This window comes from uncultured Marivita sp., from assembly GCF_947488135.1.
Classification (GTDB): domain Bacteria; phylum Pseudomonadota; class Alphaproteobacteria; order Rhodobacterales; family Rhodobacteraceae; genus Marivita.
Map to the genome: position 1 here is coordinate 1,348,154 of NZ_CANKYW010000001.1, position 25,007 is coordinate 1,373,160.

Sequence of the window (25,007 nt, forward strand, 5' to 3'; positions counted from 1 at the left end):
TAAAGGTGTGGGAGTAAAACTTTCCAAATACTTGAAGCTATTGAAAATCACAAAAATTCAAAATCCCCCGCCTTCACGGACATGCGAGTTCGAGTCTCGGCTTGGACACCAACCGCTTAAAGTGTTTTCTTCATGTAATGCGTGAACTGCGTGCCGCCGCCGTATCCGTTCGCGGATCGGCGCTCCGGTAAGATTCGGCGCGCTTTATTCGCCGTGGTCGGATCACCTGTCCATGACAAGCACGGTTCCATAGTTCGGCGCGCGCGCGATCGGGGCAGGCACCGCCCAGATCACCGGGTAGGGCGGGTTCGGAGGCACTGGCGCATCGAGATCTGTCAGCAGGATCAGAAGGGACGGCGCACAATCGCGGGCTGCTTCGAACACACACGCAAAATCTGTGCCGCCGCCCGTGCGCAGGTCGAGCCGTTTCAGCGCGTCGGGGTGATCCAGCACCGTGCGGCTGTGGATTTCCGTGTCGAAGCCTAGAAGCACAAGCTCGGCATCGCTGCGGCGCTGGATGCCGAGGACTTCGGCGGCGAAAAGCTCGAGCTGCATTTCTGTGACCGAACTGGACGTGTCGAGCGCGATCAGGATGCGGGGGCGTTTCCGGTCGCGCGCCATGCCGGGCTGAAAAGCGGCGTGCCGCGTCCCGGCCTGCCGCGCCAGCGCGTCCTGCGCGATCCAGCGCGCGGCGGGACGCTTGTGCGACAGGCGCGGTACGTCACTCACCGCCCGCAGCAGCAGACGGCGCAGGTGGCGTTCCCAAGGCAGGGTCGATTGCGGTAGATCTCCGAAGCGCAACAGGGCAGGTCCGATTCCAATCCCGGCAGAGCGGCCGAGGTCCAGAGCCTGATCGACGCGGTTCGACCAGAGATCGGCCTGGGTTTCGAACTGGCCTTGGCTGGTCACGTCGGGCGCGAAGCGGCGTTTGAGCATGTAGTCCTCGATCGCCGGGTTGACCTGCGACGGGTCGCCCTCCAGCGGCGCGGCGAGCGCGTGGTAGAGCCGGTCTGTGTCCCAATCGGACAAGATGTTGGGGGCCACGGTGTCGAGACCGGGCAGCAAGTCGATCAGCTCTTTCGCGCGCACAGCAGGGCGCGGCAAGGCGTGACCGCCCGCCAGAAGCGCCTCGTTGACAATGGCGTCGGCGGCCAGCGTGTAGAGCTTTGGCTTGAAGCTTCGCCCCAGACGTGTGGCCATCTCGGCCTGCCGGGCGCTGTGGCGCAGGGCCACGTGCAGCACGTGATGAGCGGTGAGACCGATCTGCTCGGCGGATGAAAGACGCGCGAAGGATGGCCCGTAAAGGATTGTATCGCCGTTGGTTTCCGTCTCTCCATCATGATCGCGATGGCTGCACCAGAGCGCCAAAGCCGCGATTGCCGGATCGACATCCGTCATCTGGGCAAGGGCGGCGCGCGCCCTGCGGCTGTGCTGACCCGACATTGGTTAAAGCGCCCCGGCCTCGGCCCGGGACTGTGCGTAGTCGGCATAGGCGGATGAGCTGCGAAACGCCTCTTGCAGGTCCTTGGCCAGCGCCTTGCGGATCAGCAATTCGAAGCCGAAGCTGGTCAATTCGCCCAGCGGCAGCGCCTGAACCTCGGGCGATTTCAGGCTGCGCAGGTCGGCCATCACCTCGATCACGTCGGTGATCGTATCCGCGTTGGTCTGGGCCACCAGCCCGTAGATCAGCCCGACCAGCCCATTGAGGGTCTCGGGGTAAAGATCGACCCGTTGCCCACGCGGGGTGGCCAGCATGTCCTCCACCGTGACCATTGCATCCAATTCGTCTGCCACCCGTGCGAAGTCGGCGGCGGGGGCCACGCCCACGGTGCCCGCGACCATCGTGTCGCGGATGCGCCGGTCGGACACGGCGTGCATGATCTGGCTGACCCGTTCCCAGGACCGCGGTGTGCAGGCGATCATGTCGCCTCGCCGCAGGCTGTCCTCGGTCGTGTCCAGCAGGTCGGGGCGCGCGCGCAGGAAGGCGGTGACGGCAGGGTGCAGCGCCTGATCGACCGCATAGCGTTCCAGCCAGTCCTTCGCGTTCGCGGTGACATGCAGATGCACCAGCCGGTCGGACAGCGCCGTGCCCATTTCGTAGGCCACCGCGCCATCTTCGACCGTGTTGCCGGCCGCCACGACAAACACGCTGTCGGGGAGGGAGTGCCGCCCGACGCGGCGTTCCTGCAAAAGGCCGTAGACCGTGGGTTGCAGATAGGGCGACGCGGCGGTGAGTTCGTCGAGAAACAGAACCGCGGGCGTGTCGGGACGATCCGGCAAATCCTCGGGGCGATACCACAGTGTTTTCTGGGTTTCGTGGTCGTAATAGGGCAGGCCGCGCAGGTCCTGCGGTTCGATGGTGGTCAGGCGGATGTCATAAAGCTCGGCCCCGATCTGGGTGGCAAGCGTTTGAACCAATTGGGTTTTGCCGACACCGGGTTTGCCGTGCAGCATCCAGGAGGTGGTCAGCGCGCCGCGCGATTGTGCGTCCCACGCCGCGCGCAGCACCTCGAGCGCGTCGCCTGCGGACACGGTCCGGGCGTTCACGCTCATGCCGGGGCCTCTTGTGGGGCGGGCGCGTCCAGCAGCGCCGCGAGCCGCGCATGGCCCGAGACGCCGCGCGCGTCGAAGGTGACGGCGCGCAGGTACACGTCCTCGCGCAGGTTGGCCGTGTGTAGCTGGCGTTCGGTAAAATCGGCGTCGAAAAGCTCGGCCTCGATCAAAGCCCGCTCATCGGCGGCAAGCGGCAGGATGCGAGGCTTTCCTTCGCTCGTCTGCACCGAGACCAGCGTCAACGGCGTGACATGGGCCAGCTCGGACTGTTCGACCACCAGCATCAGGTCGCCGCTGGTCTGACCGCGTTGCGCCGCAAGCCGGGTCAACACCCGGCGGGCGCGGTAGCTCAGCGTGTCGAGCACGCGCGCGGCGTCGTCCTCGGACATCAGCTTTTGCCGCTTTTCGGGCGATATCCGCAGCACTTTCATCTCGAAAAACCCGATGACGATGATCATTGCCACCGGCGCCTGCGAGATCGGCAGCGCCAGGTCGGTCCAGATGAACATGGCGGCGACGAACGGCGAGAGCGCGATGAAGTAGCGCAGCGGTTCGTTTTCCATGATCACCCGCGCGACGAGGCCAGCCCCGCCGCCTTTGGGAAGCAGCGCGATGCGGTGCAGCACCTTGCGCGGGACCGATCCGGTCTCGAGCGCCTTGGGGTTCCAGACCGTATCGGGCGACAGGATGAACACACTCATGATCGCCGAGGTAGCACCCGCGCGGCGCTCGGCAAAGCGCCGGGGTGCTTTTTGCGCAACCGGGCTTTCCATTGCCGCGCGGCGTGATAGCTCAGGGCCATGGTGTTGACTGTTCAAGACGTGACCAAGGCCTTTTCGGGCGCGGATGGCGATGTGCCGGTGCTGCGGGGTGTCTCTCTGTCGCTCGAGCGGGGTGAAACGCTGGCGCTGACCGGGGAGTCCGGGTCGGGCAAGAGCACGTTGCTGCATCTGATCGGTGGGCTCGACACAGTGGACAGTGGCGCGATCCAGGTGGCCGGGCGCGAGATCACCACCATGACGGATTCCGAACGTGCGGCGCTGCGGCGGTCGGATGTCGGGGTGATCTTTCAGCAATTCAACCTGATCCCGTCGCTGACGGTGGAGGCCAATATCGCGTTTCAGGCGCGGCTTGCGGGGACGTATGATTCAGATCACGCCACGCGTCTGGCTGGGGCCTTGGGGCTGACCGAGCATCTGTCGAAATATCCCGAAGCTTTGTCCGGCGGGCAACAGCAGCGCGTCGCCATCGCCCGAACCCTGACCGCGCAACCGAAGCTGGTTCTGGCGGACGAGCCGACGGGCAATCTCGATGAGGCGACCGCGTCCGAGGTGCTGAGCCAGATGCTGCGGCTGGTGCGTGATACCGGGGCGGCGCTGCTCATGGTGACGCACTCGCAGACCGTTGCCCGGCGGATGGAGAGGCATGTGCATCTGAGCCAGGGACACGTGGTGTGATCTGGACGATCCTGACAGCGCTTCTGTCGCACTGGCGGCGCAACGGGTTGCAGTTCTTCGCGCTCATCAGTGGTCTGGCGCTGGCCACTGCGCTGTGGTCCGGCGTGCAGGCCATCAACGCCGAGGCGCGGGCGAGCTATGACGCGGCGGCCGCCACGCTGGGCGAAGGACAGTTCGACCAATTGCTTCCCCGCGCGGGCGAGGTCATCGACCAGTCCGTCTATATCGCGTTGCGTCGCGCCGGGTGGCAGGTGTCGCCGGTGCTGGAAGGGCGGTTCGAGACCGAGACAGGCCGGGTGCGGATCGTCGGGCTTGATCCCTTGACCGCACCGGGCAGCATCGCGCCCGTGGGAATGCAGGAGGACGCGACGCTCGACGATTTCCTGACGCGCGGCGTGCTCTTTGCCGGACCCGACATGGCGGCGCGGTTGGACGGCGCGGTGACGCAACGAGTGGTGGTGGACCCATCGGTCGCGCCGGGGGTTGCGCTCACCGATATCGGCGTGGCCCAGACCCTGTTGGACGCGGAGGGACAGCTGAGCCGGTTGATCGTCGCGCCCCTGCAGCCGATGGGGATCCAACCTCTGGCGACCACTGCGCCCGATCTCGTACGGCAGGTGGCGCAGGATGCCGGGGCGGACCGTCTGACCGACAGTTTCCACCTGAACCTGACCGCTTTCGGCTTGCTCAGCTTCGCGGTGGGGATCTTCATCGTGCATGGCACCATCAGCCTCGCCTTCGAACAACGGCGGGGCATGGTGCGGACGATGCGGGCGCTCGGCGTGCCGCTGTCCAGCTTGATCTGGCTGATGATTGCGGAACTGGTGCTCTTCGCGCTGGTCGCGGGCGCAATCGGGGTCGCCCTGGGCTACGTGATCGCGGCGGTGCTGTTGCCGAATGTCGCGGCAACGCTGCAAGGGCTTTACGGCGCATCGGTGGCAGGCACGTTGCAGTTGCGCGCCGAGTGGTGGCTGTCGGGGATCGCGATAGCTGTCCTGGGCACCGGGCTGGCCGCATCGGGCGCGTTGTGGAAAATCGCCAAGATGCCTTTGCTTTCCAGCGCGCGGCCCCGTGCCTGGGCGGTGGCCTCTGGTGTCACCGCGTTGCGACTGGGGGCTGTCGCGGGCGTTTTGTTCGTGCTCGGATTGGGGATCGCGCTCTTCGGTGAGGGGCTGACCCTTGGCTTCGTGCTGCTGGCCTGTCTGCTGATCGGGGCGGCGCTAATCCTGCCGCTGCTCTTGCGCGGGGCCGTGACCTTGGCGGACCGTCAGGCCCACAGCGCGATGTGGCAATGGTTCTGGGCCGATACGCGCCAGCAAGTGCCGGGGATGAGCCTCGCGCTCATGGCGCTGTTGCTGGCGACGGCGACGAATGTGGGCGTGTCGACGATGGTGTCGAGCTTTCGTGTGACCTTTGTCGATTTCCTCGACCAGCGTCTTGCACCCGAGCTGTTCATCCGCATCGAGGACGCAGGCGAAAGCCCTGACCTTGAAGCCTTCCTCATCGCAAACGCGCGCGAGGTGCTGCCACTGTTGTCCGTGGAGACCGAGATCGCGGGCGTGCCGACCGACCTCTTCGGCGTTCGCGTCGGGCCGACCTACCGCGAGAACTGGCTGTTCCTCGCGGACACGCCGGATGTCTGGGATCGGGTAGAGGAGGGTGAGGCCACGGTGGTGAGCGAACAGCTTGCCCGCCGGGCGGGGCTGTGGACCGGTGATCCGGTGGTCATCGCACCCGACCTGACCCTGCCGATTGCCGCCATCGTCGCCGATTACGGCAACCCGCTGGGACAGGCGCTGATTTCGGAAGAGCTGTTTCGCGGCCTCTATCCCGATGTCGTGCCTCTGTCCTTTGGCGTGCGGACCAACGATCCTGCCCAGGTGCGAGCGCGGCTGACCGACGACTACGGTCTGCCCGAGGCCGCCATCACAGACCAGTCGCGGATCAAGGCGTTTTCGCTCGAGGTGTTCGAGCGCACCTTCACCGTGACCGGCGCGCTGAACGTGCTGACGCTGGCGGTCGCTGCCTTTGCCATCCTGATGAGCCTGCTGACGCTGGCGTCGATCCGCGTGCCGCAGCTTGCGCCCGCCTGGGCGCTTGGCCTGACGCGGCGTTCCCTTGGGCGGCTCGAGTTGCTGCGCGCTGTGGTTCTGGCGATGGTGACGACGGTGCTGGCGATCCCGCTGGGGCTGCTGCTGGCCTGGGTGCTTTTGTCCTACGTCAACGTGGAGGCGTTCGGGTGGAAGCTGCCCATGTACCTCTTCCCCGGCCACTACGCGCTGCTGACGCTTTTTGCGCTGATGGCGGCGGCACTGGCGGCGCTGTGGCCCGCGATCCGGCTGTCGCGCACGCCGCCATCCGAATTGCTCAAGGTGTTCGCCAATGATCGTTAGGGTTTTGCTGTTGATACTGTGGTTGCCGGTTCAGGCGACCGCACAGGGCTTTGCCGGGTTGGGAACCGAGGCTGAGGGCTTTTCCGTGCCCGCACCGGGCTACGCTTTCGACTTCCCGCAGGATCACGGCGCGCACCCGGATTTCCGCATCGAATGGTGGTATCTCACCGCGAACCTGACGGGACCGGACGGAACGCCCTACGGCGTGCAATGGACGCTCTTCCGGTCCGCGCTGGCCCCGGAGACGCGCGACGGCTGGTCTGATCCGCAGGTCTGGTTCGCCCACGCCGCCCTGACCACACCCGACCGGCATCTTGTAGCCGAACGCATCGCGCGCGGCGGGATCGGACAGGCGGGTGTGACCGTGACCCCGTTCGAGGCGTGGATCGACGATTGGCGTATGGCCGGGCCGTCCTTCGATAACCTGTCGCTGACGGCACGCGGCACGGGCTTTGCCTATGACCTCGACCTGCGTGCGACCGGGCCGCTGGTGTTTCACGGGCAGGACGGGTTCTCGGTCAAATCGGCGCAGGGGCAGGCCAGCTACTACTATTCGCAGCCCTTTTACGAGGTGGCAGGCACGCTGACCCTGCCGGAGGGCGACATCCCCGTGACCGGATCGGCCTGGCTTGACCGGGAATGGTCATCGCAGCCGCTGGCCGACACGCAATCGGGGTGGGACTGGTTTTCCCTGTCTTTCGACACGGGCGACAAGCTGATGGGGTTCCGCCTGCGCGAGGACGATGGTGGGGCCTTCACCTCGGCCACATGGATTGCGCCGGATGGCACCACCACGGCGTACCCGGACGGGGCCTTCGCGGCCCAGCCGGTGGATACGCATGAGGTCGCCGGGCGGAGCGTTCCGACAGAATGGGCGGTCCAACTGCCCGACAAGGGGATCGACGTGACCGTGCGGGCGCTAAACCCCGATGCGTGGATGTTGGTGTCGATCCCGTATTGGGAAGGGCCGGTCACGGTGACGGGCTCGCATGGCGGGCGGGGTTATCTGGAGATGACGGGATATGAGTGATCCGAACGACCTTGCCGCTTTCCTCGACCTTGGCTGGCAGTGCCTTACGCGCGGCGTGGCCGACCGACGTGCGGCGGCGCGGCACCCGAGTTTTGCAACCGTGTCGCCCGAGGGCCGACCAGAGGCGCGCACAGTCGTTCTGCGCGGGGCCAGTCGCAGCGCGGGTACGGTCGAAGTTCACACCGATGGCGGGTCCGACAAGATGGCGTCACTGCGCGCCAACCCCTTTGCGCAACTCATGATCTGGGACGAAAAAGCCAAACTCCAGATCCGGTTGTCCACATCCGTGGAAATCGCCCAGGGGGCCGAGGTGGCCGACAAGTGGCAAAAGGTGCCGGACGGCTCGCGGATGGCCTACGGCGCGTCGCCGACGCCCGGAACGCCAATCCCGCAGGCCCACGCCTATGACAAGCTTGCCCACCGTGACTGGTTCACGGTTCTGACCTGCCGAATCGAATCAGTGGAGCTGATGCAGCTGCTCGATTCGCACCGACGCGCTGTATTTCGGGCGGAAGATGGGTGGCTTGGACAGTGGGTGGTGCCGTAAGGGAAGCGAAAACCCGATTCGGTATACTTCTGTTCACAAAAATGCCGTTTTTTGACTTGTTTTGACGCCTGTCTTGAGTATTGTCACCGCTACCGACGAAAGTCGTAGCAGAAATACAGCCGATTGCGCCCGAATGAGGCAGCGATCGCACGAAATGGGACGGTTGGGGAGAGCCGTCCCATTTTTTTATCCGCAGTTTTATCCACAGATCATCGGGTCGGGTTGTTCGCCCGCCAGAGCGTCCAGGCGTCGGGTGTGTCGAGATCCGTCAGCGCGTGATCGCCCGGAAGGGCGACGCGGATCAGACGGGCCCGGTTTGCCTTCACGATCGACCGCGCACCTTCGTCCCCGGTCAGCGTCGCGAAATCCGGGATCAGGTCGGCGGGAAAGATCACAGGATGCCCGGGCGAGCCATCCGCGCCAGTGGCCTGAACCAGAAATTCGCCTGAGGCGTCGGTGAAGGCCTGCACCACGCTTTGCAGGTCGTCAGCGGTCAGGTCCGGCATATCCGCGGGCAGGATCAACAGACCGCCCGTACCGCCGGGTACGCCCTCCGCCGCGCGGCGCAGTGACGCGGACATGCCATTCGCTGCATCGAGGACCGGGATCAGCCGAAGCTCCAGTCCCTCCAATACCTGTGCGCGGGGATGGTCGAGAGCGGGCAGAGTGACGATCACGGTGTCACTGACCGCCAAGGCCCGCTCCGCCACGCCACGCAGCATCGCTTGGCCGTCCACCACCTCCAGCAGCTTGTCACGGTCGCCCATCCGGCGACTGGCTCCGGCGGCGGGAATCACGATGGTTAACTGCGTCATGCGACCAGTCTAGCCGCGCATCTGCGCCCCGTCAGCGTCGTAAAGCGGCTGCGTGATGAGCACGGCATCGCACATCTCGCCAAGGATCTCGATCTGCGCGGCCTGACCCTCAGAGGCATGGCTGCGCGGGATCAGGCCAAGCGCGATGGACTTGCCCGCATGGTGCGAATAGCCGCCCGAGGTGCAGAAGCCCTGCACGGTGCCGTCGATCCAGATCGGCTCGTAGCCGTGTACATCGGCGTCCTTGGCCGCCACCTCGAAGGCGCAAAGTACCCGGTCGGGCGGTGTCGCGCGTTCCGCCTCGGCGGCGGCGCGGCCGATGAAATCCACGTTCTTCGACCAGGCGATGAAGCGATCCATGCCCGTCTCTGCCGGGGTGTAATCGGGCGAAAACTCGTTGAGCCACGACCCGAAGAACTTGTCGAGCCTGAGCGACATCATCGCCCGCATCCCGAAGGGCCGCATCCCGTGATCCTGCCCGGCGGTCCAGAGCGTCTGCCAAAGCTGCCGCTGCGCGACGGGTTCGCAGTAGATCTCGTAGCCCAGACCACCCGTGTAGCTGACCCGCTGCACAAGGCAGGGCGTCATGCCGATGGTCATGGGACGCACGTCCATGAACTTCAGATCGGTCGCATCCCGCGTCACCGCGTCCAGGACCGCACGGGCGTTCGGCCCGGCGATCTGGAACCCGGTCAGCGCGTCCGACAGGTTGCGCACGGTCACGCCTTCGGCCGCGTTCCGTTCGAACCAGCGCATGTGATAGGCCTGCGCGCCGTAGCTCGCCGTCATGTGGAAATGTGTGTCCGACAGGCAAGAAAGGGTGAAATCCCCGATCAGACGTCCCCGTGGGGACAGCATCGGAGTCAAGGACATACGCCCCGGTTTCGGCACCCGGCCCGCCATGATCCGATCCAGCCAATCCCGCGCGTTCGGTCCCGTAACCTCGTACTTGCCGAAATTGTGGATCTCGTTGATGCCAACGGCCTCGCGCACGGACTTCACCTCGCGCGCGGTGGCGTCCCACGCATTCGAGCGGCGGAAGGAGGGCGTCTCGTATCGGGCCTCATCGCCCTCAGCAAAGTAGTTGACCACCTCAAGACCGTATTGCGCGCCCCAGACCGCGCCCATTCCGTCGAAGATGTCATACATCGGCGTCGTGCGGTTGGGCCGTGCGGCGGGCAATTCCTCGTTCGGGTAGCTGACGGAAAAGCGTTTCTGGTAGTTCTCGATCACCTTGGGCAGCGTGTAGCCGGGACTGATCCAGTCTCCGAAGCGCGCCACATCCATCGCCGACACGTCGCGTTCGCATTCCCCCTCGACCATCCACTGTGCGAGCATGAGGCCCACGCCGCCACCCTGGCTGAACCCCGCCATCACACCGCAGGCTGACCAATAGTTGCGCAAGCCCGGCACCGGCCCGACCAACGGATTGCCGTCTGGGGCAAAGGTGAACGGTCCGTGAATGACCGACTTGACTCCCGCCCGTTCCAGAACGGGGAAGCGTTTGTAGGCAAAGGCGATGCTGTCCTCGATCTTGTCGAAATCGTCAGGCAGAAGCTCATGGCCAAAGGTCCAGGGCGTGCCATTCACGGCCCAGGGCCGACAGGGCTGTTCGTAGAACCCGATGCAAAGCCCGCGCCCTTCCTGCCGCAGATAACTTTCCCCCGCTGGGTCCATCACATGCGGATGCTCGGTCGCGCGTTCGTAGATCTCGGGCGTCTCGTCTGTGACGATATACTGATGCTCCATCGGGTGCAGCGGCAGGTAGACGCCCGCCATCGCGCCCACCTCGCGCGCCCAGAGACCGCCTGCGTTGACCACGTGTTCGGCATGGATCGTGCCCTTGTCCGTCACGACGTTCCACGTGCCGTCCGGGCGCTGTGTGGTTTCCCGCACCATGACATGGGTCTCGATCGTGGCCCCGCCCATCCGCGCCGCCTTGGCATAGGCGTGGGTCGTGCCTGACGGGTCAAGGTGCCCGTCCAGAGGATCGTACAAAGCGCCCAGAATGCCGTCCAGATTGGTGATCGGCGCGATCCTGGCGATCTCTTCGGGTCCGACGATCTCGGTCTCCAGACCCATGTAGCGATGCTTGGCCCGCTCGGCGAGCAGCATGTCGAACCGGTCGCGGTTGTCGGCAAGGGTAATTCCGCCCACATGGTGCAGCCCGCAGGACATGCCCGTGATCTCTTCCAACTCCTTGTACAGCCGGATCGTATAGCCCTGTAGGGCGGCCATGTTGGTGTCGCCGTTGAGCGTGTGAAACCCGCCCGCCGCGTGCCAGGTGCTGCCAGAGGTCAGTTCCGACCTCTCCACCAGCATCACGTCCGACCAGCCCAGCTTGGTCAGGTGATAGAGCACCGACACGCCGACGACGCCGCCGCCGATGACACAGACCCGGGTGGTGGTTTTCATGGATGATCCCTCGCGTTTCTGGTTCGACAATGTGCAGGGCGGGTTTCAAGCGTCCTGCCCGAAAACGACACGGTGTGTCGGCCAAGGGCAACCCTGTTGCGGTGGCCCCGCGAAGGGTGGGGGAAGACCATCGGAGTGACTCGCATGAAAACCCACGCCCAGGCCGTCGTGATCGGCGGCGGTGTCATCGGCTGTTCGATTCTATACCATTTGGTAAAATTGGGCTGGGCCGACGTTGTCCTGCTGGAACGGGATGAACTTACCTCTGGAAGCACGTGGCACGCAGCGGCGAATATCCACGGCTTGCATGACAGCACCAATATCAGCCGATTGCAGCACTACACGATGGGTCTTTATAAAGAGTTGGAGGCCGAAACCGGTCAAAGCTGCGGCGTGTTCCAGCCCGGCTCGCTATACCTCGCCCAGACCGAAGCACGCGAACACCAGTTGCGCCTGCAAGCGGCCAAGGCGAAGCTGTATGGCATGAACTTCCACGAGGTTTCGCGCTCCGAAGCCGAGGCCCTGCACCCGCTGGTCAATTTCGACGGCATCCGCTGCATCATGTACGAACCGGACGGCGGCAACGTGGACCCTTCCGGCGTGACGGCGGCCTATGCTGCGGGTGCACGGACGCGGGGGGCGGAAATCCACCGCTTCACGCCGGTGACGGCGACCGAACAGCAGCCCGACGGCACCTGGATCGTGCGCACGCCCAAGGGCGACATCCGCACCGAGTGGGTGGTCAACGCCGCCGGTCTCTGGGGCCGCGAAGTCGCCGCGCTGGCGGGGATCACACTTCCGCTCCTGCCGACCGAACACCAGTATTTCGTGACCGAAACCATCCCCGAGATCGCCGCTCTGGACCGTCGCCTGCCGTCTGTCGCGGATCGGGACGGCGAATATTACCTGCGGCAAGAGGGCAAGGGCCTGCTGGTGGGCGCCTACGAGAAAGACGTCCGTTTCTGGGCCGAGGACGGCACGCCGCAGGGCTTCGGCCACGAGCTCTTCGCCGACGATCTGGAACGGATCGAGGACAACATGATGCGTGCCATCGACCGGGTGCCCGCCGTGGGCACCGCCGGGATCAAGCGGGTCATCAACGGCCCGATGATCTGGTCGCCCGACAGCAACGTGCTGCTGGGTCCGATCCCCGAAAAGCCCGGTTATTTCTGTTGCAATGGTATCATTCCGGGGTTCAGCCAGTCGGGCGGCATGGGCCTCATGGTGGCGCAATGGATCATCGACGGCGAGATGCAATACGACATGTTCGCCTGGGACGTGGCGCGGTTCGGCGATTGGGCAGATGCCAAATTCACCAAGGCACGGGTGGGCGACCAATACGCGCATCGCTTCAAGATCCACTTCCCCGGCGAGGAACGCGCCGCAGGTCGGCCCGTGCGCACGCGACCCATCTTTGAGCAGCAAAAGGACATGGGCGCGGTCTTCGGCCTGAACTACGGCTGGGAACACCCGCTTTACTTCTCCAAGGACGTGCCCGACAGCACGGGCTTCACGCGCCAGCCGTGGTGGGATGTGGTGGGCCAAGAGGCCCGCACCCTGCGCGACCGGGCAGGGATCATCGACATCTCGAACTTCGCCAAATACCGTGTCACGGGGCCGGGGGCCGAGGACTGGTTGAACGCTGTCTTCGCCAACCGGATGCCGCGCGAGGTGGGGCGGTCCTGCCTGACACCGCTGATCGGTAAACGCGGTGGGATCGCGGGCGATGCGACGGTGACACGGCTGGCCAAGGAAGACTTCTGGATCATCAGCTCCGGCATGGCGGAACGCTACCAGAAACGGTTCTATGACGCGGTGCCTTTGCCAGACGGCACGACATTCCAGTCGCTGACCACCTCGTGGTGTGGCTTCAATGTCGCTGGCCCGCAAAGCCGCGCGCTGTTGCAACGGCTGACCAACTCCTCGCTCGACACCGCCAACTGGCCCTTCATGCGCTCCGCGATGATCGACATTGCGGGCGTGCAGGCGATGGCGCTGCGGGTGTCGTTCACAGGTGATCTGGGCTGGGAACTGCACTGCCGGGACGAGGATCAGTCAAAGCTCTACACCGCGCTCGTCGAGGCAGGCAAAGAAGTCGGAGCGCTGCCCGTCGGAAGCCGCGCCCTGATGAGTCTGCGGCTCGAAAAAGGCTACGGGTCCTGGGGGCGCGAATACAGCCCCGAATACTGGCCGCAGGAATGCGGGCTCGACCGGCTGTGCCGCGGCGACAAGGACTACCTCAACCGCGATGCGGCACTGGCCAACATGGCGAAACCGCCGCGGGAGCGGATGGTTCTCCTGGCTTTGAATGCCGAGGACACCGACGCCTCCAACGCCGACGCGACCGGGGGTGAGCCGGTGTTCAGGGACGGCAAGGGCATCGGACGCGTCAGCTCGGGCGCCTATGGCTACCACGTGGAGCAATCGCTGGCGCTGGCGTTCCTCAAGGACGCAGCACCGGGCGATACGGTCGAGGTGATGGTGCTGGGCCGCCCGCACCGCGCGACGGTCCTTGACCGGCCACCCTTCGATCCAGACGGGACGCGCCTCCGCGCTTGAGGCTTCTTTGGGCGAAAAATATCTCGGGGTCCGGGGCAGCGCCCCGGGGGTTCCGTCAACGGAACCGCCAAAATGCGTCAACGCATTTTGGCTCGCCCGGGATCACTCGGGCGCCAGCGGCCGGATCTTGAGCGCGGTGATGCGGTTGTTGTCGCGGGCGACGACCTCGAAACGGAACCCGTGGAAGCTGAAGCACTGGCCGATAGTCGGGATCATCTGCGCCTCGTGAATGACCAGCCCCGCAACGGTGTTGGCTTCCTCGTCCGGCAGCGTCCAGTCGAGTTCGCGGTTGACGTCGCGGATCGTCATGGCTCCGTCGATCCAGTAATTGCCGTCTTCGTCCGCCTTGATCGGGTGATCTCCGTCGGGGTCGAATTCGTCGGTGATCTCGCCCACGATCTCTTCGAGGATATCCTCGAGCGTGATCAGTCCCTGAAGCGCGCCGTATTCATCCACCACCAGCGCGAAATGCGTGCGGCGGCGCAGGAACTGGCGCATCTGGTCGTCGAGCGATGTGCTTTCCGGGATGAAATACGGCTTCATCGCAACGTCGGCGAATTTGAAGCTGCTCATCGCGTCGGCCGGTTTGTCGCTTTCCTGCATGAACTGGTACATCGCGCGGAACAGGTCTTTCGCGTGGACCACGCCGATGATGTTCTCCGGATCGCCGCGGAAGACGGGCAGGCGGGTATGGTTCGATTCAAGGCATTGCTTGAGGATGTCCTGCGGATCGTTGTCGGCGTCGATCATCTCGATCCCGGAACGGTGCAGCATGATCTCTTCGACCGTGCGTTCGCTCAGGTCGAGCGCGCCGAGGATGCGGTCCCGGTCTTCCTTTTCGACCACGCCTTCGGAATGGCCCAGTTGCAGTGCGCCCGCGATTTCTTCGCGCACGGCAAGGATGTGGCTGTCGGGGTCGGTCTTGACACCGAAGACGCTGAGCACACCGCGCACCAGCATTCGCACCGCGCCCACGACGGGCGAGAATACCGTGATGACCAGTTGGATCACAGGCGACACCCGGCTGGCGGCGGTTTCGGCGTTGGTGATGGCGTAGGTCTTGGGCAGCACCTCGGCGAAGACGAGAACGAGCACCGTCATCACCAAGGTCGCCAAAGCCACACCGGATTCCCCGAAGGCCCGGGTGAAAAGCGCGGTGGCCAGCGATGTGGCCAGGATGTTGACGAGGTTGTTGCCCAGAAGGACCGACCCGATCAGGCGTTCGTTGTCCTCGGTAATCAAAAGCGCCCGGTCCGCGCCTTTCGATCCCCGGTCCGCCATCGAGCGCAGCTTGCCGCGCGAAGCCGCCGTGAGCGCGGTTTCCGATCCGCTGAAGAAGGCGGACAGAACCAGCAATCCGAGAATGGCGGCTGAGGTGATCCAGAAAGCGGCATCCGCCGCGGTCGATGCGGTGTCCATGAGGTCCAACGTTTTGAAATTCTGTGAGGGTTATGGGGTCATGGCCCCGCACGTTCAAGGGCCGTGGCTCAGTCCCGCGCCATCGGGTGGTGATCCAGCACCAGCTCTTTCAGGCGCTCTTCGAGAACATGGGTGTAAATTTCCGTGGTGGACACGTCGGCGTGCCCCAGAAAGGTCTGGATCGCGCGCAGGTCGGCGCCATTGGCCAGAAGATGCGTCGCGAAGGCGTGCCGCAACGTGTGGGGTGTCACCTTGGAGGGCGACACGCCGCCTTCGACCGCCAGATCCTTGATCAGCACATAGAAGGCGTGGCGGGTCAGATGGCCCGATTTGCCGCGCGACGGAAAGAGGAACGTCGATGCCGGTTTTCCGTCCGCGCGGGCCGCGTCTTCCATCGCCTCGCGCGTCTTGAGCCAGACCCGAAGGGCCGCGCGCGCCGGTGGGGATAGGGGCACCATCCGTTCCTTGCCGCCTTTGCCGCGGATCAGCAACATGCGCGGATCGCCCTTGGCCGACGACAACGGCAGCGAGACCAGTTCGCTCACCCGCATGCCCGTGGCGTAGAGCAATTGCATGAGGCAGGTGTTGCGTTCCTTGTCGGCCTGCGTGCGTCCATGCGCGGTCGCGGCATCGAGCAGGCGGTCCACCTCTTCGGTCGACAGGGTCTTGGGCAGGCGCTTGTCGCGTCCCGGGCCGCTGATCTGAACCGCCGGATTGTCGGCGCGGAAGCCTTCTTCGAAGCAGAACCTGTACAATTGCTTGATCGCCGACAACCGCCGCGCACGGGTGGATTTCGCCAGCCCCTGCGCGTCGCAATGGATCAGGTATGCTTCGACATCCGCTTTCTGCGCATCAGGGAGTGACGCGCCTTTGTCCGCAAGCCAATCGGTGAAATCGGCAAGATCACGGGCATAGGCCAGTTGCGTATTCGTCGCGGCCCCGCGTTCGGCGGCCTGCGCATCCAGAAAGGCGGCGATCCAGTGTCGGTCGCTCATCTGCGCGCGCCTTCCATGTCGAGGATCGCCAACTGCAACGCGGCGCGGCGGGCGGTGTCTTCGAGGCCGAAGGCCCGCAGCGCATGCAACGCCGCCGTCACGTCCCCGTCATTGCCGTTGGACCCGGATTCAAACCGCTGGATCGCCTGCAAAAGCGCCTCACCCAAGCGGTTTTGTCCCGGCAGACCGGCAAGATCCTCGGGTGCGCTGGCCGGGCCCGCCCATGCGGCGGCCAGAGCCTCGGAATGGGGCAGGTCCGGAGCGGGCCTGGTCGGACGTTGCCCAAGTGCTATGGCCGCGAGGAATGTCATTTCAGGATCGGTGCTTTCGGCCAAAGCGCGGGCCGCGTCTTCGTAGCTATCCGACAGCAGCCCGGCGATATCGGCGATTTCCTGTGCGCGGTCGGACAGGGGAAGGCCGCGCAGTTGCGCCGCGAAGAGATTGGAGAACGGCACCAACAGACCCGCACTGCGCATCTGCGGCCAGACCGTTTGCAGGGACGAGGAAATCGCCCCCGGATCACCCGTCGTCAGCGCGGTTTCGAACCGCTGCAAGGCTTCGACCCGATCCCAGATCCCACCCGAGGCGGCGCGCGTCTGTTCGGTATAGACGCCCAGAAGCTGGTTGCCGTCGAGCGCCCCGGCGCGGGCCAGACGTTCAGCGGCCTGCAATTGCGCGCGCCAGCCGGAATCGCCGGTCAGCTCCACCACGGCAAAGGGCAAGGGCAGAGGGGCGGTCGGCAAGGCTTCCCCGATGGCTTCGAACAGGCGGAATTGCAGCGGCGTCGGGCGAACCGGTGGGCGCAGCGGGGAGGTTGTCTCGGTGTATTCCGGATCGAGAAACCGCAGCAGGAGTTCGGTGTCGAGATCCGACAATTGCCCCAGCGTCGTGCCTGTCTGATAAACAGTCATGGCTCGCGGGAAATCTCCGCTGCGCGTCGCACACCAGATGCGGGTCGCCAGATCGGTGCTCAGGTTGGGGCGCGCGTCCAGCACCTGGCACAGCGCCTCGTCAGAGCCGGTCAGAAGCGCAAGATCGAAGGCCAACGCGAAAAGCTCGGGCGTCAGGTCTCCGGCCCGTTCCAGCAGCGCTTCGGCCGGGGCAACGAGACCGTGGTGATACAGAACCTCGATCCGTTTGGTCAGGAACGCTTCGCCCTGGTTGAGCGACGGTGTCTCGGCCTCGGCCAGGAGCAGCGTGTGCAGAAGCGAATCCAGCGCTGGCACCGACGGCCCGCGCAGCGCCATCTCGTCGAGCATGCCGATCAGGTCCGCCGTGCGGCTTCCCGTCCAGAGGGTCGCGGGCAGTCCGGTGATCGAACCTGGCAACAGGCCGACCCCGCCGACGGTCGGTGCATCCAGCGGCTGCACTTCTACGTTCGGCACCGTCGCGCTTTCGGCAACCGGGGTGTCCGGCGTGGGCACGGGCGTGCTGATGACCGGCGGCGCGTTGCGCTGAACGGCCAGCCAATCGATGGCGGACAGGGGTTGTTCCTGCGCCGCAAGCGGCAGCGCCATACAGGCGGAGATCAGGACGAACGGTTTAATCTGCATCCAGCGTCACAGGTTGTCTGACTTCCGTTTGCGGTGGCGAGAAATCAGCGCCGAAAAACGGCCCGACATAGGCATAGGCGATCAGCGCCAAAGCGCCGATGATAACCAGATAGATCAGCCATTTTACGATGCGCCCCATGAAGACCCTTGCCCTGCCTCGGTGATTTTTTCCAAGTTATAACTGGCCTTTTGCACAAGATCACGTCATTCAACCACCGTTGTCAAAAAATTGGCGGCACTTGGCCGAGATACAAGGGCTATGTCGAGGACAATGCAGGCAAGATTGAAAAAAACGGTGGTTCTGATCGGCATGATGGGCGCCGGGAAAACCGCTGTGGGCAAGGCCCTAGCCGCGATGTTGCACGCGCCGTTTCTTGATTCGGACGCCGAGATCGAAAAAGCCGCGAACATGACCATCCCCGAGATTTTCGAACGCGACGGAGAGCCGTTTTTCCGCGTGAAGGAACGCCAGGTGATCTCGCGCCTGCTCGAAAAAGAGCGCGGCGTGCTGTCCACTGGAGGCGGGGCCTACATGGCGCCCGAGAACCGCGAGATTATCTCGAAACACGGTGTTGCGGTCTGGCTGAATGCCGATCTCGGCCTGCTGTGGAGCCGTGTGAAACACAAGGACACGCGTCCGCTGCTGCGGGTGCCCGATCCGCTGGGCGCGTTGCGGCGGCTCTATGAAGAGCGCGTGCCGGTCTATGCCAAGGCGGATCTGAGCGTGAAGTCCGAACCCGGCCTGTCCATCGACGATATGGCATTGCGGGTGGTCGATGTTCTCAAGACACGGCCAGATGTGCTGGAGGTGCAGGAATGATCGAAACCGTCCACGTTCCCCTGGAGGGACGGGCCTACGATGTGCGTATCGGACCAGACCTTCTGACCCGCGCCGGGGCCGAGATCGCGCCGTTGCTGGCGCGCCCGCGGGTGGCGATCGTGACGGACGCGCATGTCGCCGGTCTTCACTTGCCCGCGTTGGAATCCGCGCTGGCGGCCGAAGGGATTTCGTCTGTCAGCCTGACCCTGCCGGCCGGGGAAGCGACCAAAGGCTGGCCGCAATTCGAGCGCACGGTGGAATGGCTGCTGGAGCAGAAGATCGAGCGCCGTGATGTCGTCATCGCCCTTGGCGGCGGTGTGATCGGAGACCTTGTGGGCTTCGCCGCCGCCGTGTTGCGGCGCGGTGTCCGCTTCGTTCAGATCCCGACCTCGCTTCTGGCGCAGGTGGACAGTTCGGTGGGCGGCAAGACCGGCATCAACGCACCGCAGGGCAAGAACCTGATTGGTGCGTTCCACCAACCCGCATTGGTTCTGGCGGATATTTCGGTTCTGAACTCCTTGCCGGTTCGCGATTTTCTCGCGGGCTACGGAGAGGTGGTCAAATACGGGCTGTTGGGCGATGCCGCCTTCTTTGACTGGCAGGACCAGAACGCCGACCGGATCACCGCTCGCGACCCCGACGCCTTGGCCCATGCCGTCAAACGCTCGGTCGAGATGAAAGCCGAGATCGTCGTGCGTGACGAGACCGAACAAGGCGACCGTGCGCTTCTGAACCTTGGTCACACCTTCTGTCACGCGCTCGAGGCGGCCACCGGGTATTCCGACCGGTTGCTGCACGGCGAAGGGGTGGCGATCGGCTGTGCCCTGGCGTTCGAGCTGTCGGCGCGGCTTGGCCTGTGTTCGCAGGAAGTCCCCAGCCGCGTGCGCGAGATGCTCAACCGCATGGGCATGAAGGTCACGCTCGCAGATATCGATGGAGACCTGCCCGATGCGCAGCGACTTCTGGACCTGATGGGGCAGGACAAAAAGGTCGTGGATGGGCAGTTGCGGTTCATCCTCGCGCGTGGGATCGGTGAGGCGTTCGTCACCTCTGACGTTCCCGTGGATGTCGTTCACGCTCTACTTCAGGATCAGCTTGCAGGGCGTTGATTTGACGCAATAATCTGCTACAGGTTAAAGCACGTTATCGCCGCCCACGTAGGATCATCACCTCTCCGATATTCTCGCGCGTGATATATCCCAGCACACGCCCGCCCGAATCCGTTGCCGCAACCGCCGGGGCGTCGGCCAAGGCGTCCAAGGCTTGCTCCAGCGGCGCCGATAGCGGAAGGCTCGGGATATCGGTGTCCATCGCCTCGGACACCGGTTTGGTGTTGTGCCCCTCGGCCATTGCCTTGAACAGTGCTTGCCGGGTCAGGAAGCCTTGGAGCCTGCCATCCGCGTCCAGCACCGGAAATTCGTGTTGCGTGGTGCGGATCAGGCTCTGGCCCGCGACATGCATCGGATCGGATGGCGTCAGGCTTTCGAACGACGTGATCACCGCATCGCGTACGACGAGGTCCTGCGCAGTGTCCCGCGTGGCGACATCGGTGGATTCGGCCTGCGCGGCCAAAAAGACGAACACCGCGATCAGCAGAAGGATCAGGTTTCCCGATGCAAGACCGGCGAAACCGAACAGAAACGCCGCGATCTGGCCCGCTGTCGCCGCGATCCGCGTGGCCCGGACACGGGGCAGATAAGCCGACAAGGCCGCGCGCAGGACACGGCCTCCATCCATCGGGAAGGCCGGGATCAGGTTGAACAGCGCGAGAAACAGATTGACCGCCGCAAGCCGACCAAGGAAGTCTGCCGTACTGCCCGGTTCGGCCAATGCGCCCATTTCGGTGGAGGCTCCGAACGCGATCAGCACGCCCCAGATCACCACGTTCACCGCCGGACCAGCCAGCGCCACGGCGATCTCTTGCGCAGGCTTTTCGGGCATCCGTTCCATCCGGGCCATGCCGCCGATGGGCAAAAGGGTGATATCCGGCGTGGGAATGCCATAGCGGCGCGCCATCAGCGCGTGACCGTATTCATGCGCGATCACGCAGGCGAACAGCGCGAGAATGAAGAGTGTGTTCGTCAACGCCGCCTGCGCGCCGCCCTCCGCATAGGCCGCCGCCGCCACCCAGGCCAGCAGCAGAAAAAAGGTGGCGTGAACGCGTAGTTCGGAGCCGAAGAGACGGCCCAGCGGAAATGACCAGGTCATGTGACCTCCATCCAGTCGCAAGTGGTTGCTGTATAGATAAGCAAAGTTGCGCGCGGTGCCACGGGTCCGCGACGATCAGCGCAATCGCACTGTTTCTTGCGCATTCTGGAATGGGCACGATACCGGTCCAAGGAGCCCGGCCCGAAACACGAAAACGGCGTCGCGAAGGACGCCGCAGAGGTCTCGAAACAGACGACCCTCAGAACGGGATTTCGTCGTCGATATCCCGGGCGGGCGCACGCGCCGGGCCACCACCGCCACCGCTGGAACCGCCGTAGTCGTTGCCGCCGCCGTAATCGCCACCGTAGTCGGTGCCGCTGCTGCCACCACCGCCATAGCCGCTGCCACCGCCGCCATCACGGCTGTCGAGCAGGGTCAGCTCTCCTTTGTAGGGGCGCAGCACGACCTCGGTCGAATACCGGTCCTGACCGGATTGGTCCTGCCACTTGCGCGTCTCGAGCTGGCCTTCGATATAAACCTTCGAGCCCTTTTTCAGATACTGTTCGGCAATTCTTGCCAGTGGTTCCGAAAAGATGGCCACGCTGTGCCATTCCGTCCGCTCCTTGCGTTCGCCTGTATTGCGGTCTTTCCAGTTCTCGGATGTGGCGATCCGCAAATTGCAGACCTTCCCGCCGTTCTGAAATGTCCGCACTTCCGGATCGCGGCCCAGATTGCCGACGATGATGACCTTGTTGACTGAACCGGCCATGGTTCCCCCGTTCTTTTTTCGAATCCCTGACGTGAAACGCCGTTTCGGTGACACTACACCAGTGCTTTGCCGGATTGCCAACGGCTAATGCCCAAGGGTGCTGAGGCGCATTCCATCAGCTTGTGGTTAACAATTCGTAGTCACCCAAGGCTGGTGTGACAGGAAAAACCGGACTATAACCTCTGAAAATCTCAACATGAGGTGTGAGCGTTCATGCGAACAACAGGTCGGAGATTTGTCGCGGTTCTGGGTGTCGTTGCCGCGATGAGTGCAGGGTCAGTGAGTGCCGAGGTGCTGTCCTCGAAAAGCCGCGTGGCGCTTTTTTCCAGCAAAACCAAGGTTCTGGATTCGCGAGCGGCGCAACAATACAAAAGCTCCGTACGATTGCAGCCGCCAAAGGTCGTTACCCCGACCAAGTGGGGCGATGCCGGCGCCGACGGCCCGGTTCCGAAATATCGCGGGCGCTACACGGGCGAATATGCCGGCATGGCGCGGGATGCGGCGCGCAGGCATGGAATTCCCGAAGACCTGTTCCTGCGGCTTGTCCAACAGGAATCGAATTTCAACCCGAACGCCCGCTCGCACAAGGGCGCAATCGGCTTGGCCCAGTTGATGCCCGGCACCGCGCAATACCTGCGGGTCAATCCAAACGATCCGGCACAGAACCTCGATGGTGGCGCGCGTTATCTCAAGGAACAGTTCCACAAATTCGGCCAGTGGCCCCTGGCGCTTGCCGCATATAATGCAGGGCCGGGCGCAGTGGAAAAGCACAAGGGCATCCCGCCGTTCCACGAAACCCGCAATTACGTCAAAAAGATCTGGGGTCGCTGAAGCGACCGTCTCCGCATAGGCGCGAGACTCTGTGGGGGCACGGTCGCGGTGCCTCGCGGCTTGCCTTTCGTCGTTGCCATATTTTTCGCAAGATTGAAGCGAACTTCGCTCGGATTTTGTCAAATCCGCGCCCAATTTTCCCCTCACGTGGTCCCATGAAATTGGGGAAGTGTACCGAGATCGTGCCGATGGGGCCCGCTATACGGGGCATGTCGACCGGTGTCAGGAGAATGGAGAGTAACATGTTTGATTTCATCAATCGCTTTCGCGGGGACGAAGACGGCGCAGTCACGGTCGACTGGGTGGTCCTTACCGCAGCGATCGTCGGTATGGCCGTACTGACTTATGGAGCGATGGCCGACAGCAATGAAGCCGTGGTGAACGCAACCGCAGAAACAGTTCTGACGGCGCGGGATTTTCTGACGAATTGATGGGAGACTGATCAGTGGGTTGAGGTCGGCGGATCTGCCGGTCTCACTTATCTATTCCCCAGCCAGTGTGAATTGTGCGCGCAATGACGCGCCTTGCATCCAGCGCCCCTTACTCCGCCGCAATCTGAATCACGGGCTCCATTGTCGCAAGCTGTTCATCTGTCAGGTGGCATTTGATTTGATGCCCCCCCGCCACGTCGCGCATCGGCGGAACCTCGGTTTCGCAGAGGTTGCCGGGCACTTCCGATTTCCAACGGCACCGCGTCTGGAACGGGCAGCCGGGTGGCGGGTTCATCGCCGACGGGATATCTCCTTCAAGAACGATACTCTTCTTCTTCACGCGCGTGTCCGCTATTGGCACCGCCGACAACAGCGCTTCGGTATAGGGGTGGTACGGCGGTGCAAAGACCTCTTCGGTCGTGCCCAACTCGACCACGTGGCCCAGATACATGACCATGACCCGATCCGAGAGATAGCGCACGATGCTCAGGTCATGGCTGATGAACAGAAGTGTGGTTTTCTGCTCGCGCTGGATCTCCATCAGCAGGTCGGTCACAGCCGCCTGCACCGACACGTCCAGTGCCGAGACAGGTTCATCCGCCACCACGATCCGGGCATTGCCCGCGAAGGCCCGCGCGATGCCGACGCGCTGTTTCTGCCCACCTGACAATTGTCGCGGCATCCGACCGGCGAATTCACGCGGCAGCTTCACCAAATCGAGCAGTTGCAGCATCCGTTCGCGCCGTTCGCTATCGCTGTTCCCGATGCCGAACACCTCGAGCGCACGGATGATCTGCCGACCCACGGTCATCGACGGGTTGAGCGTGTCGAACGGGTTCTGGAACACCATCTGGATATCCGCGATGGTCTGGGTGTCGCGCGCCTCAATCGGGGTGGCTTCGATATTGCGGTTGTCCAGCAGGATTTGACCGTCCGTCGCGGTCTCCAGCCCCATCAGAACCTTGGCGAAGGTGGATTTGCCGCAGCCGGATTCGCCCACGATGGCAAGCGTCTCGCTCTCGCGCGCCTCGAAACTCAGCGTTTCATTGGCCTTGACCACCTTGGTGTCGCCGCGCTTGCCGAAGAGCGCGTTGGCCGCCACCTCGTAGTATTTCTTGAGGTTCTCCATCTTGAGAACAACGCGCCCGGGCTCGGGCTTGTCGGTGGTCATGCCGCCTTCCATCGGGGCCTGCCAGTCGATCTCCTGAAACCGCAGGCAGCGCGTCGCGTGCCGTTCGTTGCCGGGCACGTCCTGCATGTAAATGTGGCCCGCATCGCAGCGCCCGGGCTGGAAGTAATCGCAGCGCGGCCCGAAATTGCAGCCCTGGGGGCGTTCGTGTGGCAACGGAAAGTTGCCCGGAATGGCGCGCAGGGGACGCGCGTTCTTGTCTGCGCCGGGCAGGGGGATCGACCGGAACAGCGCTTGTGTATAGGGGTGCTGCATCTCGTCGAACACGTCCTCGATCGACCCACGCTCCACCGCCTCGCCGGAATACATGACGCAAATCCGGTCGCAGGTCTCGAGCACGAGGCCGAGGTTGTGGCTGATGAACAGCATGGAGGTGCCGTATTTCTCACCCAGTTCCTTGACCAGTTCGACGACCGCCGCTTCCACCGTGACGTCCAATGCCGTGGTCGGCTCATCCAGAATGAGCAGCGACGGCTCTGCCATCAGGGCCATCGCGATGACGATGCGTTGCTGCTGGCCGCCCGAAAGCTGGTGTGGGTAGGCATCCAGAATACGCGCGGGATCGGGGAGCTTCACATCGGTGACGACCTGAAGCGCGCGCGCATAAGCCTCTTTCTCGGACGACCCGCGATGGATCATCGGCACTTCCATCAATTGCTTGCCGATCTTCATCGCCGGGTTCAAAGACGCCATCGGCTCCTGATAGATCATGGCGATCTCGGAGCCGCGAATCTTGCGCAGCTCTTCCTGGCTCATCTCGCCCAGATCGCGCCCCTTGAACTTGATCGACCCGCCGACGATGCGGCCGTTCTTGCCCAGATCCTGCATTACCCCCAACGCAACGGTGGACTTGCCACAGCCCGACTCGCCCACCAATCCGACAGCCTCTCCCGGCATCACCTTGACCGAGAAATCCATCACCGCCGGGATCTCCCGCAGCCGCGTGAAGAACGAGATCGAAAGCGTGTCGATCTCGAGGATCGGTCCGTCGTAGCTGTCTTTCATCCTGTCTCTCCCTGTCGGAGTTGGGGACGGATGTCCCTCTTCATCTTGCCAAACAAACTCCGGGGGTCCGGGGGCTGG

At 63.9% G+C, this 25,007-nt stretch carries 21 protein-coding genes; 9 read left to right on the forward strand and 12 right to left on the reverse strand.

What is annotated here, in order from left to right; all coding sequences use genetic code 11:
- Nucleotides 1-222: 222 nt before the first annotated feature.
- From Q1B16_RS06760 to Q1B16_RS06770, 3 genes are read right to left on the reverse strand one after another with little or no spacing between them, the layout of a single operon-like run.
- Complete coding sequence (locus Q1B16_RS06760; RefSeq protein ID WP_299785783.1) at nt 223-1,443, reverse strand: VWA-like domain-containing protein; 1,221 nt, start codon at nt 1,441-1,443, stop codon at nt 223-225.
- A 3-nt stretch (nt 1,444-1,446) separates the two neighbouring features.
- Entirely contained in the window at nt 1,447-2,553 is a 1,107-nt protein-coding gene (locus tag Q1B16_RS06765; RefSeq protein WP_299785785.1) for a MoxR family ATPase, read from the reverse strand.
- Nucleotides 2,550-3,326, reverse strand: coding sequence for a hypothetical protein (locus Q1B16_RS06770; protein ID WP_299785787.1), 777 nt, complete (start codon nt 3,324-3,326; stop codon nt 2,550-2,552). The genes Q1B16_RS06765 and Q1B16_RS06770 overlap by 4 nt, the downstream gene beginning before the upstream one ends.
- A gap of 27 nt (nt 3,327-3,353) precedes the next feature.
- On the opposite strand from Q1B16_RS06770, the gene Q1B16_RS06775 reads away from it, so the two are divergent.
- The 4 genes from Q1B16_RS06775 to Q1B16_RS06790 are packed head-to-tail and all read left to right on the forward strand — an operon-like array spanning nt 3,354 to nt 7,980.
- Nucleotides 3,354-4,010, forward strand: a complete 657-nt coding sequence (locus Q1B16_RS06775; RefSeq protein WP_299785789.1) for an ABC transporter ATP-binding protein — start codon at nt 3,354-3,356, stop codon at nt 4,008-4,010.
- A complete protein-coding gene (locus Q1B16_RS06780; RefSeq protein WP_299785791.1) occupies nt 4,007-6,403 on the forward strand; it encodes an ABC transporter permease in 2,397 nt (798 codons plus the stop codon). The genes Q1B16_RS06775 and Q1B16_RS06780 overlap by 4 nt, the downstream gene beginning before the upstream one ends.
- On the forward strand, nt 6,393-7,433 hold the full coding sequence (locus tag Q1B16_RS06785; RefSeq protein WP_299785793.1) for a lipocalin-like domain-containing protein: 1,041 nt from the start codon (nt 6,393-6,395) through the stop codon (nt 7,431-7,433). The genes Q1B16_RS06780 and Q1B16_RS06785 overlap by 11 nt, the downstream gene beginning before the upstream one ends.
- On the forward strand, nt 7,426-7,980 hold the full coding sequence (locus Q1B16_RS06790; RefSeq protein ID WP_299785795.1) for a pyridoxamine 5'-phosphate oxidase family protein: 555 nt from the start codon (nt 7,426-7,428) through the stop codon (nt 7,978-7,980). Before Q1B16_RS06785 ends, Q1B16_RS06790 begins: the two co-directional genes overlap by 8 nt.
- A 209-nt stretch (nt 7,981-8,189) precedes the next feature.
- Here Q1B16_RS06790 and Q1B16_RS06795 read toward each other — a convergent pair whose 3' ends face one another.
- Entirely contained in the window at nt 8,190-8,795 is a 606-nt protein-coding gene (locus tag Q1B16_RS06795) for a nucleotidyltransferase family protein (RefSeq protein ID WP_299785797.1), read from the reverse strand.
- 9 nt (nt 8,796-8,804) lie between these two features.
- Nucleotides 8,805-11,210 (reverse strand): FAD-dependent oxidoreductase, encoded by a 2,406-nt coding sequence (locus tag Q1B16_RS06800; RefSeq protein WP_299785800.1) that lies wholly within the window; start codon nt 11,208-11,210, stop codon nt 8,805-8,807.
- 144 nt (nt 11,211-11,354) lie between these two features.
- Here Q1B16_RS06800 and Q1B16_RS06805 point away from each other — a divergent pair, with 144 nt between their 5' ends.
- The gene (locus Q1B16_RS06805; protein WP_299785802.1) at nt 11,355-13,769 is read left to right on the forward strand and encodes an FAD-dependent oxidoreductase; all 2,415 of its coding nucleotides are present in this window, start codon (nt 11,355-11,357) and stop codon (nt 13,767-13,769) included.
- 102 nt (nt 13,770-13,871) lie between these two features.
- On the opposite strand, the gene Q1B16_RS06810 is transcribed toward Q1B16_RS06805, so the two are convergent.
- From Q1B16_RS06810 to Q1B16_RS06825, 4 genes are all read right to left on the reverse strand, one after another.
- Nucleotides 13,872-15,188, reverse strand: a complete 1,317-nt coding sequence (locus Q1B16_RS06810) for an HlyC/CorC family transporter (protein ID WP_299785804.1) — start codon at nt 15,186-15,188, stop codon at nt 13,872-13,874.
- A gap of 68 nt (nt 15,189-15,256) precedes the next feature.
- Nucleotides 15,257-16,183 carry a site-specific tyrosine recombinase XerD gene (locus tag Q1B16_RS06815; protein ID WP_299785806.1) on the reverse strand — a complete coding sequence of 309 codons (927 nt, stop codon included), beginning with the start codon at nt 16,181-16,183 and terminating at the stop codon, nt 15,257-15,259.
- A complete protein-coding gene (locus Q1B16_RS06820) occupies nt 16,180-17,736 on the reverse strand; it encodes a hypothetical protein (protein WP_299785808.1) in 1,557 nt (518 codons plus the stop codon). Before Q1B16_RS06820 ends, Q1B16_RS06815 begins: the two co-directional genes overlap by 4 nt.
- Nucleotides 17,726-17,875, reverse strand: a complete 150-nt coding sequence (locus Q1B16_RS06825; RefSeq protein ID WP_299785810.1) for a hypothetical protein — start codon at nt 17,873-17,875, stop codon at nt 17,726-17,728. Before Q1B16_RS06825 ends, Q1B16_RS06820 begins: the two co-directional genes overlap by 11 nt.
- A gap of 120 nt (nt 17,876-17,995) precedes the next feature.
- Here Q1B16_RS06825 and Q1B16_RS06830 point away from each other — a divergent pair, with 120 nt between their 5' ends.
- Both Q1B16_RS06830 and aroB read left to right on the forward strand, forming a co-directional pair.
- Nucleotides 17,996-18,556: a shikimate kinase gene (locus Q1B16_RS06830; RefSeq protein ID WP_299785812.1), complete on the forward strand. Its 561-nt coding sequence runs from the start codon at nt 17,996-17,998 to the stop codon at nt 18,554-18,556.
- Nucleotides 18,553-19,665, forward strand: coding sequence for a 3-dehydroquinate synthase (gene aroB / locus Q1B16_RS06835; protein WP_299785813.1), 1,113 nt, complete (start codon nt 18,553-18,555; stop codon nt 19,663-19,665). Before Q1B16_RS06830 ends, aroB begins: the two co-directional genes overlap by 4 nt.
- A 34-nt stretch (nt 19,666-19,699) precedes the next feature.
- Here aroB and Q1B16_RS06840 read toward each other — a convergent pair whose 3' ends face one another.
- Nucleotides 19,700-20,764: a site-2 protease family protein gene (locus tag Q1B16_RS06840; protein ID WP_299785815.1), complete on the reverse strand. Its 1,065-nt coding sequence runs from the start codon at nt 20,762-20,764 to the stop codon at nt 19,700-19,702.
- 199 nt (nt 20,765-20,963) lie between these two features.
- Nucleotides 20,964-21,473, reverse strand: coding sequence for a single-stranded DNA-binding protein (gene ssb / locus Q1B16_RS06845; protein WP_299785817.1), 510 nt, complete (start codon nt 21,471-21,473; stop codon nt 20,964-20,966).
- A gap of 264 nt (nt 21,474-21,737) precedes the next feature.
- Between ssb and Q1B16_RS06850 the strand changes: the two genes are divergently transcribed.
- Nucleotides 21,738-22,304, forward strand: coding sequence for a lytic transglycosylase domain-containing protein (locus Q1B16_RS06850; RefSeq protein WP_299786034.1), 567 nt, complete (start codon nt 21,738-21,740; stop codon nt 22,302-22,304).
- A 242-nt stretch (nt 22,305-22,546) separates the two neighbouring features.
- Nucleotides 22,547-22,735, forward strand: coding sequence for a hypothetical protein (locus Q1B16_RS06855; protein ID WP_299785819.1), 189 nt, complete (start codon nt 22,547-22,549; stop codon nt 22,733-22,735).
- A gap of 109 nt (nt 22,736-22,844) precedes the next feature.
- On the opposite strand, the gene Q1B16_RS06860 is transcribed toward Q1B16_RS06855, so the two are convergent.
- Complete coding sequence (locus tag Q1B16_RS06860) at nt 22,845-24,929, reverse strand: ABC transporter ATP-binding protein (RefSeq protein WP_299785821.1); 2,085 nt, start codon at nt 24,927-24,929, stop codon at nt 22,845-22,847.
- Nucleotides 24,930-25,007 lie beyond the last annotated feature (78 nt).

Excerpts from the sequence above, each read along its gene's own strand:
- Q1B16_RS06825 (WP_299785810.1), bottom strand. The coding sequence starts at position 17,875 with ATGGGGCGCATCGTAAAATGGCTGATCTATCTGGTTATCATCGGCGCT.
- Q1B16_RS06820 (WP_299785808.1), bottom strand. The coding sequence starts at position 17,736 with ATGCAGATTAAACCGTTCGTCCTGATCTCCGCCTGTATGGCGCTGCCG.
- Q1B16_RS06840 (WP_299785815.1), bottom strand. The coding sequence starts at position 20,764 with ATGACCTGGTCATTTCCGCTGGGCCGTCTCTTCGGCTCCGAACTACGC.
- Q1B16_RS06810 (WP_299785804.1), bottom strand. The coding sequence starts at position 15,188 with ATGGACACCGCATCGACCGCGGCGGATGCCGCTTTCTGGATCACCTCA.
- Q1B16_RS06850 (WP_299786034.1), top strand. The coding sequence starts at position 21,738 with ATGAGTGCAGGGTCAGTGAGTGCCGAGGTGCTGTCCTCGAAAAGCCGC.
- Q1B16_RS06770 (WP_299785787.1), bottom strand. The coding sequence starts at position 3,326 with ATGGAAAGCCCGGTTGCGCAAAAAGCACCCCGGCGCTTTGCCGAGCGC.
- Q1B16_RS06815 (WP_299785806.1), bottom strand. The coding sequence starts at position 16,183 with ATGAGCGACCGACACTGGATCGCCGCCTTTCTGGATGCGCAGGCCGCC.
- Q1B16_RS06790 (WP_299785795.1), top strand. The coding sequence starts at position 7,426 with ATGAGTGATCCGAACGACCTTGCCGCTTTCCTCGACCTTGGCTGGCAG.
- Q1B16_RS06855 (WP_299785819.1), top strand. The coding sequence starts at position 22,547 with ATGTTTGATTTCATCAATCGCTTTCGCGGGGACGAAGACGGCGCAGTC.
- Q1B16_RS06785 (WP_299785793.1), top strand. The coding sequence starts at position 6,393 with ATGATCGTTAGGGTTTTGCTGTTGATACTGTGGTTGCCGGTTCAGGCG.
- Q1B16_RS06765 (WP_299785785.1), bottom strand. The coding sequence starts at position 2,553 with ATGAGCGTGAACGCCCGGACCGTGTCCGCAGGCGACGCGCTCGAGGTG.
- Q1B16_RS06775 (WP_299785789.1), top strand. The coding sequence starts at position 3,354 with ATGGTGTTGACTGTTCAAGACGTGACCAAGGCCTTTTCGGGCGCGGAT.
- Q1B16_RS06800 (WP_299785800.1), bottom strand. The coding sequence starts at position 11,210 with ATGAAAACCACCACCCGGGTCTGTGTCATCGGCGGCGGCGTCGTCGGC.
- Q1B16_RS06795 (WP_299785797.1), bottom strand. The coding sequence starts at position 8,795 with ATGACGCAGTTAACCATCGTGATTCCCGCCGCCGGAGCCAGTCGCCGG.
- Q1B16_RS06805 (WP_299785802.1), top strand. The coding sequence starts at position 11,355 with ATGAAAACCCACGCCCAGGCCGTCGTGATCGGCGGCGGTGTCATCGGC.
- Q1B16_RS06860 (WP_299785821.1), bottom strand. The coding sequence starts at position 24,929 with ATGAAAGACAGCTACGACGGACCGATCCTCGAGATCGACACGCTTTCG.
- aroB (WP_299785813.1), top strand. The coding sequence starts at position 18,553 with ATGATCGAAACCGTCCACGTTCCCCTGGAGGGACGGGCCTACGATGTG.
- ssb (WP_299785817.1), bottom strand. The coding sequence starts at position 21,473 with ATGGCCGGTTCAGTCAACAAGGTCATCATCGTCGGCAATCTGGGCCGC.
- Q1B16_RS06760 (WP_299785783.1), bottom strand. The coding sequence starts at position 1,443 with ATGTCGGGTCAGCACAGCCGCAGGGCGCGCGCCGCCCTTGCCCAGATG.
- Q1B16_RS06830 (WP_299785812.1), top strand. The coding sequence starts at position 17,996 with ATGTCGAGGACAATGCAGGCAAGATTGAAAAAAACGGTGGTTCTGATC.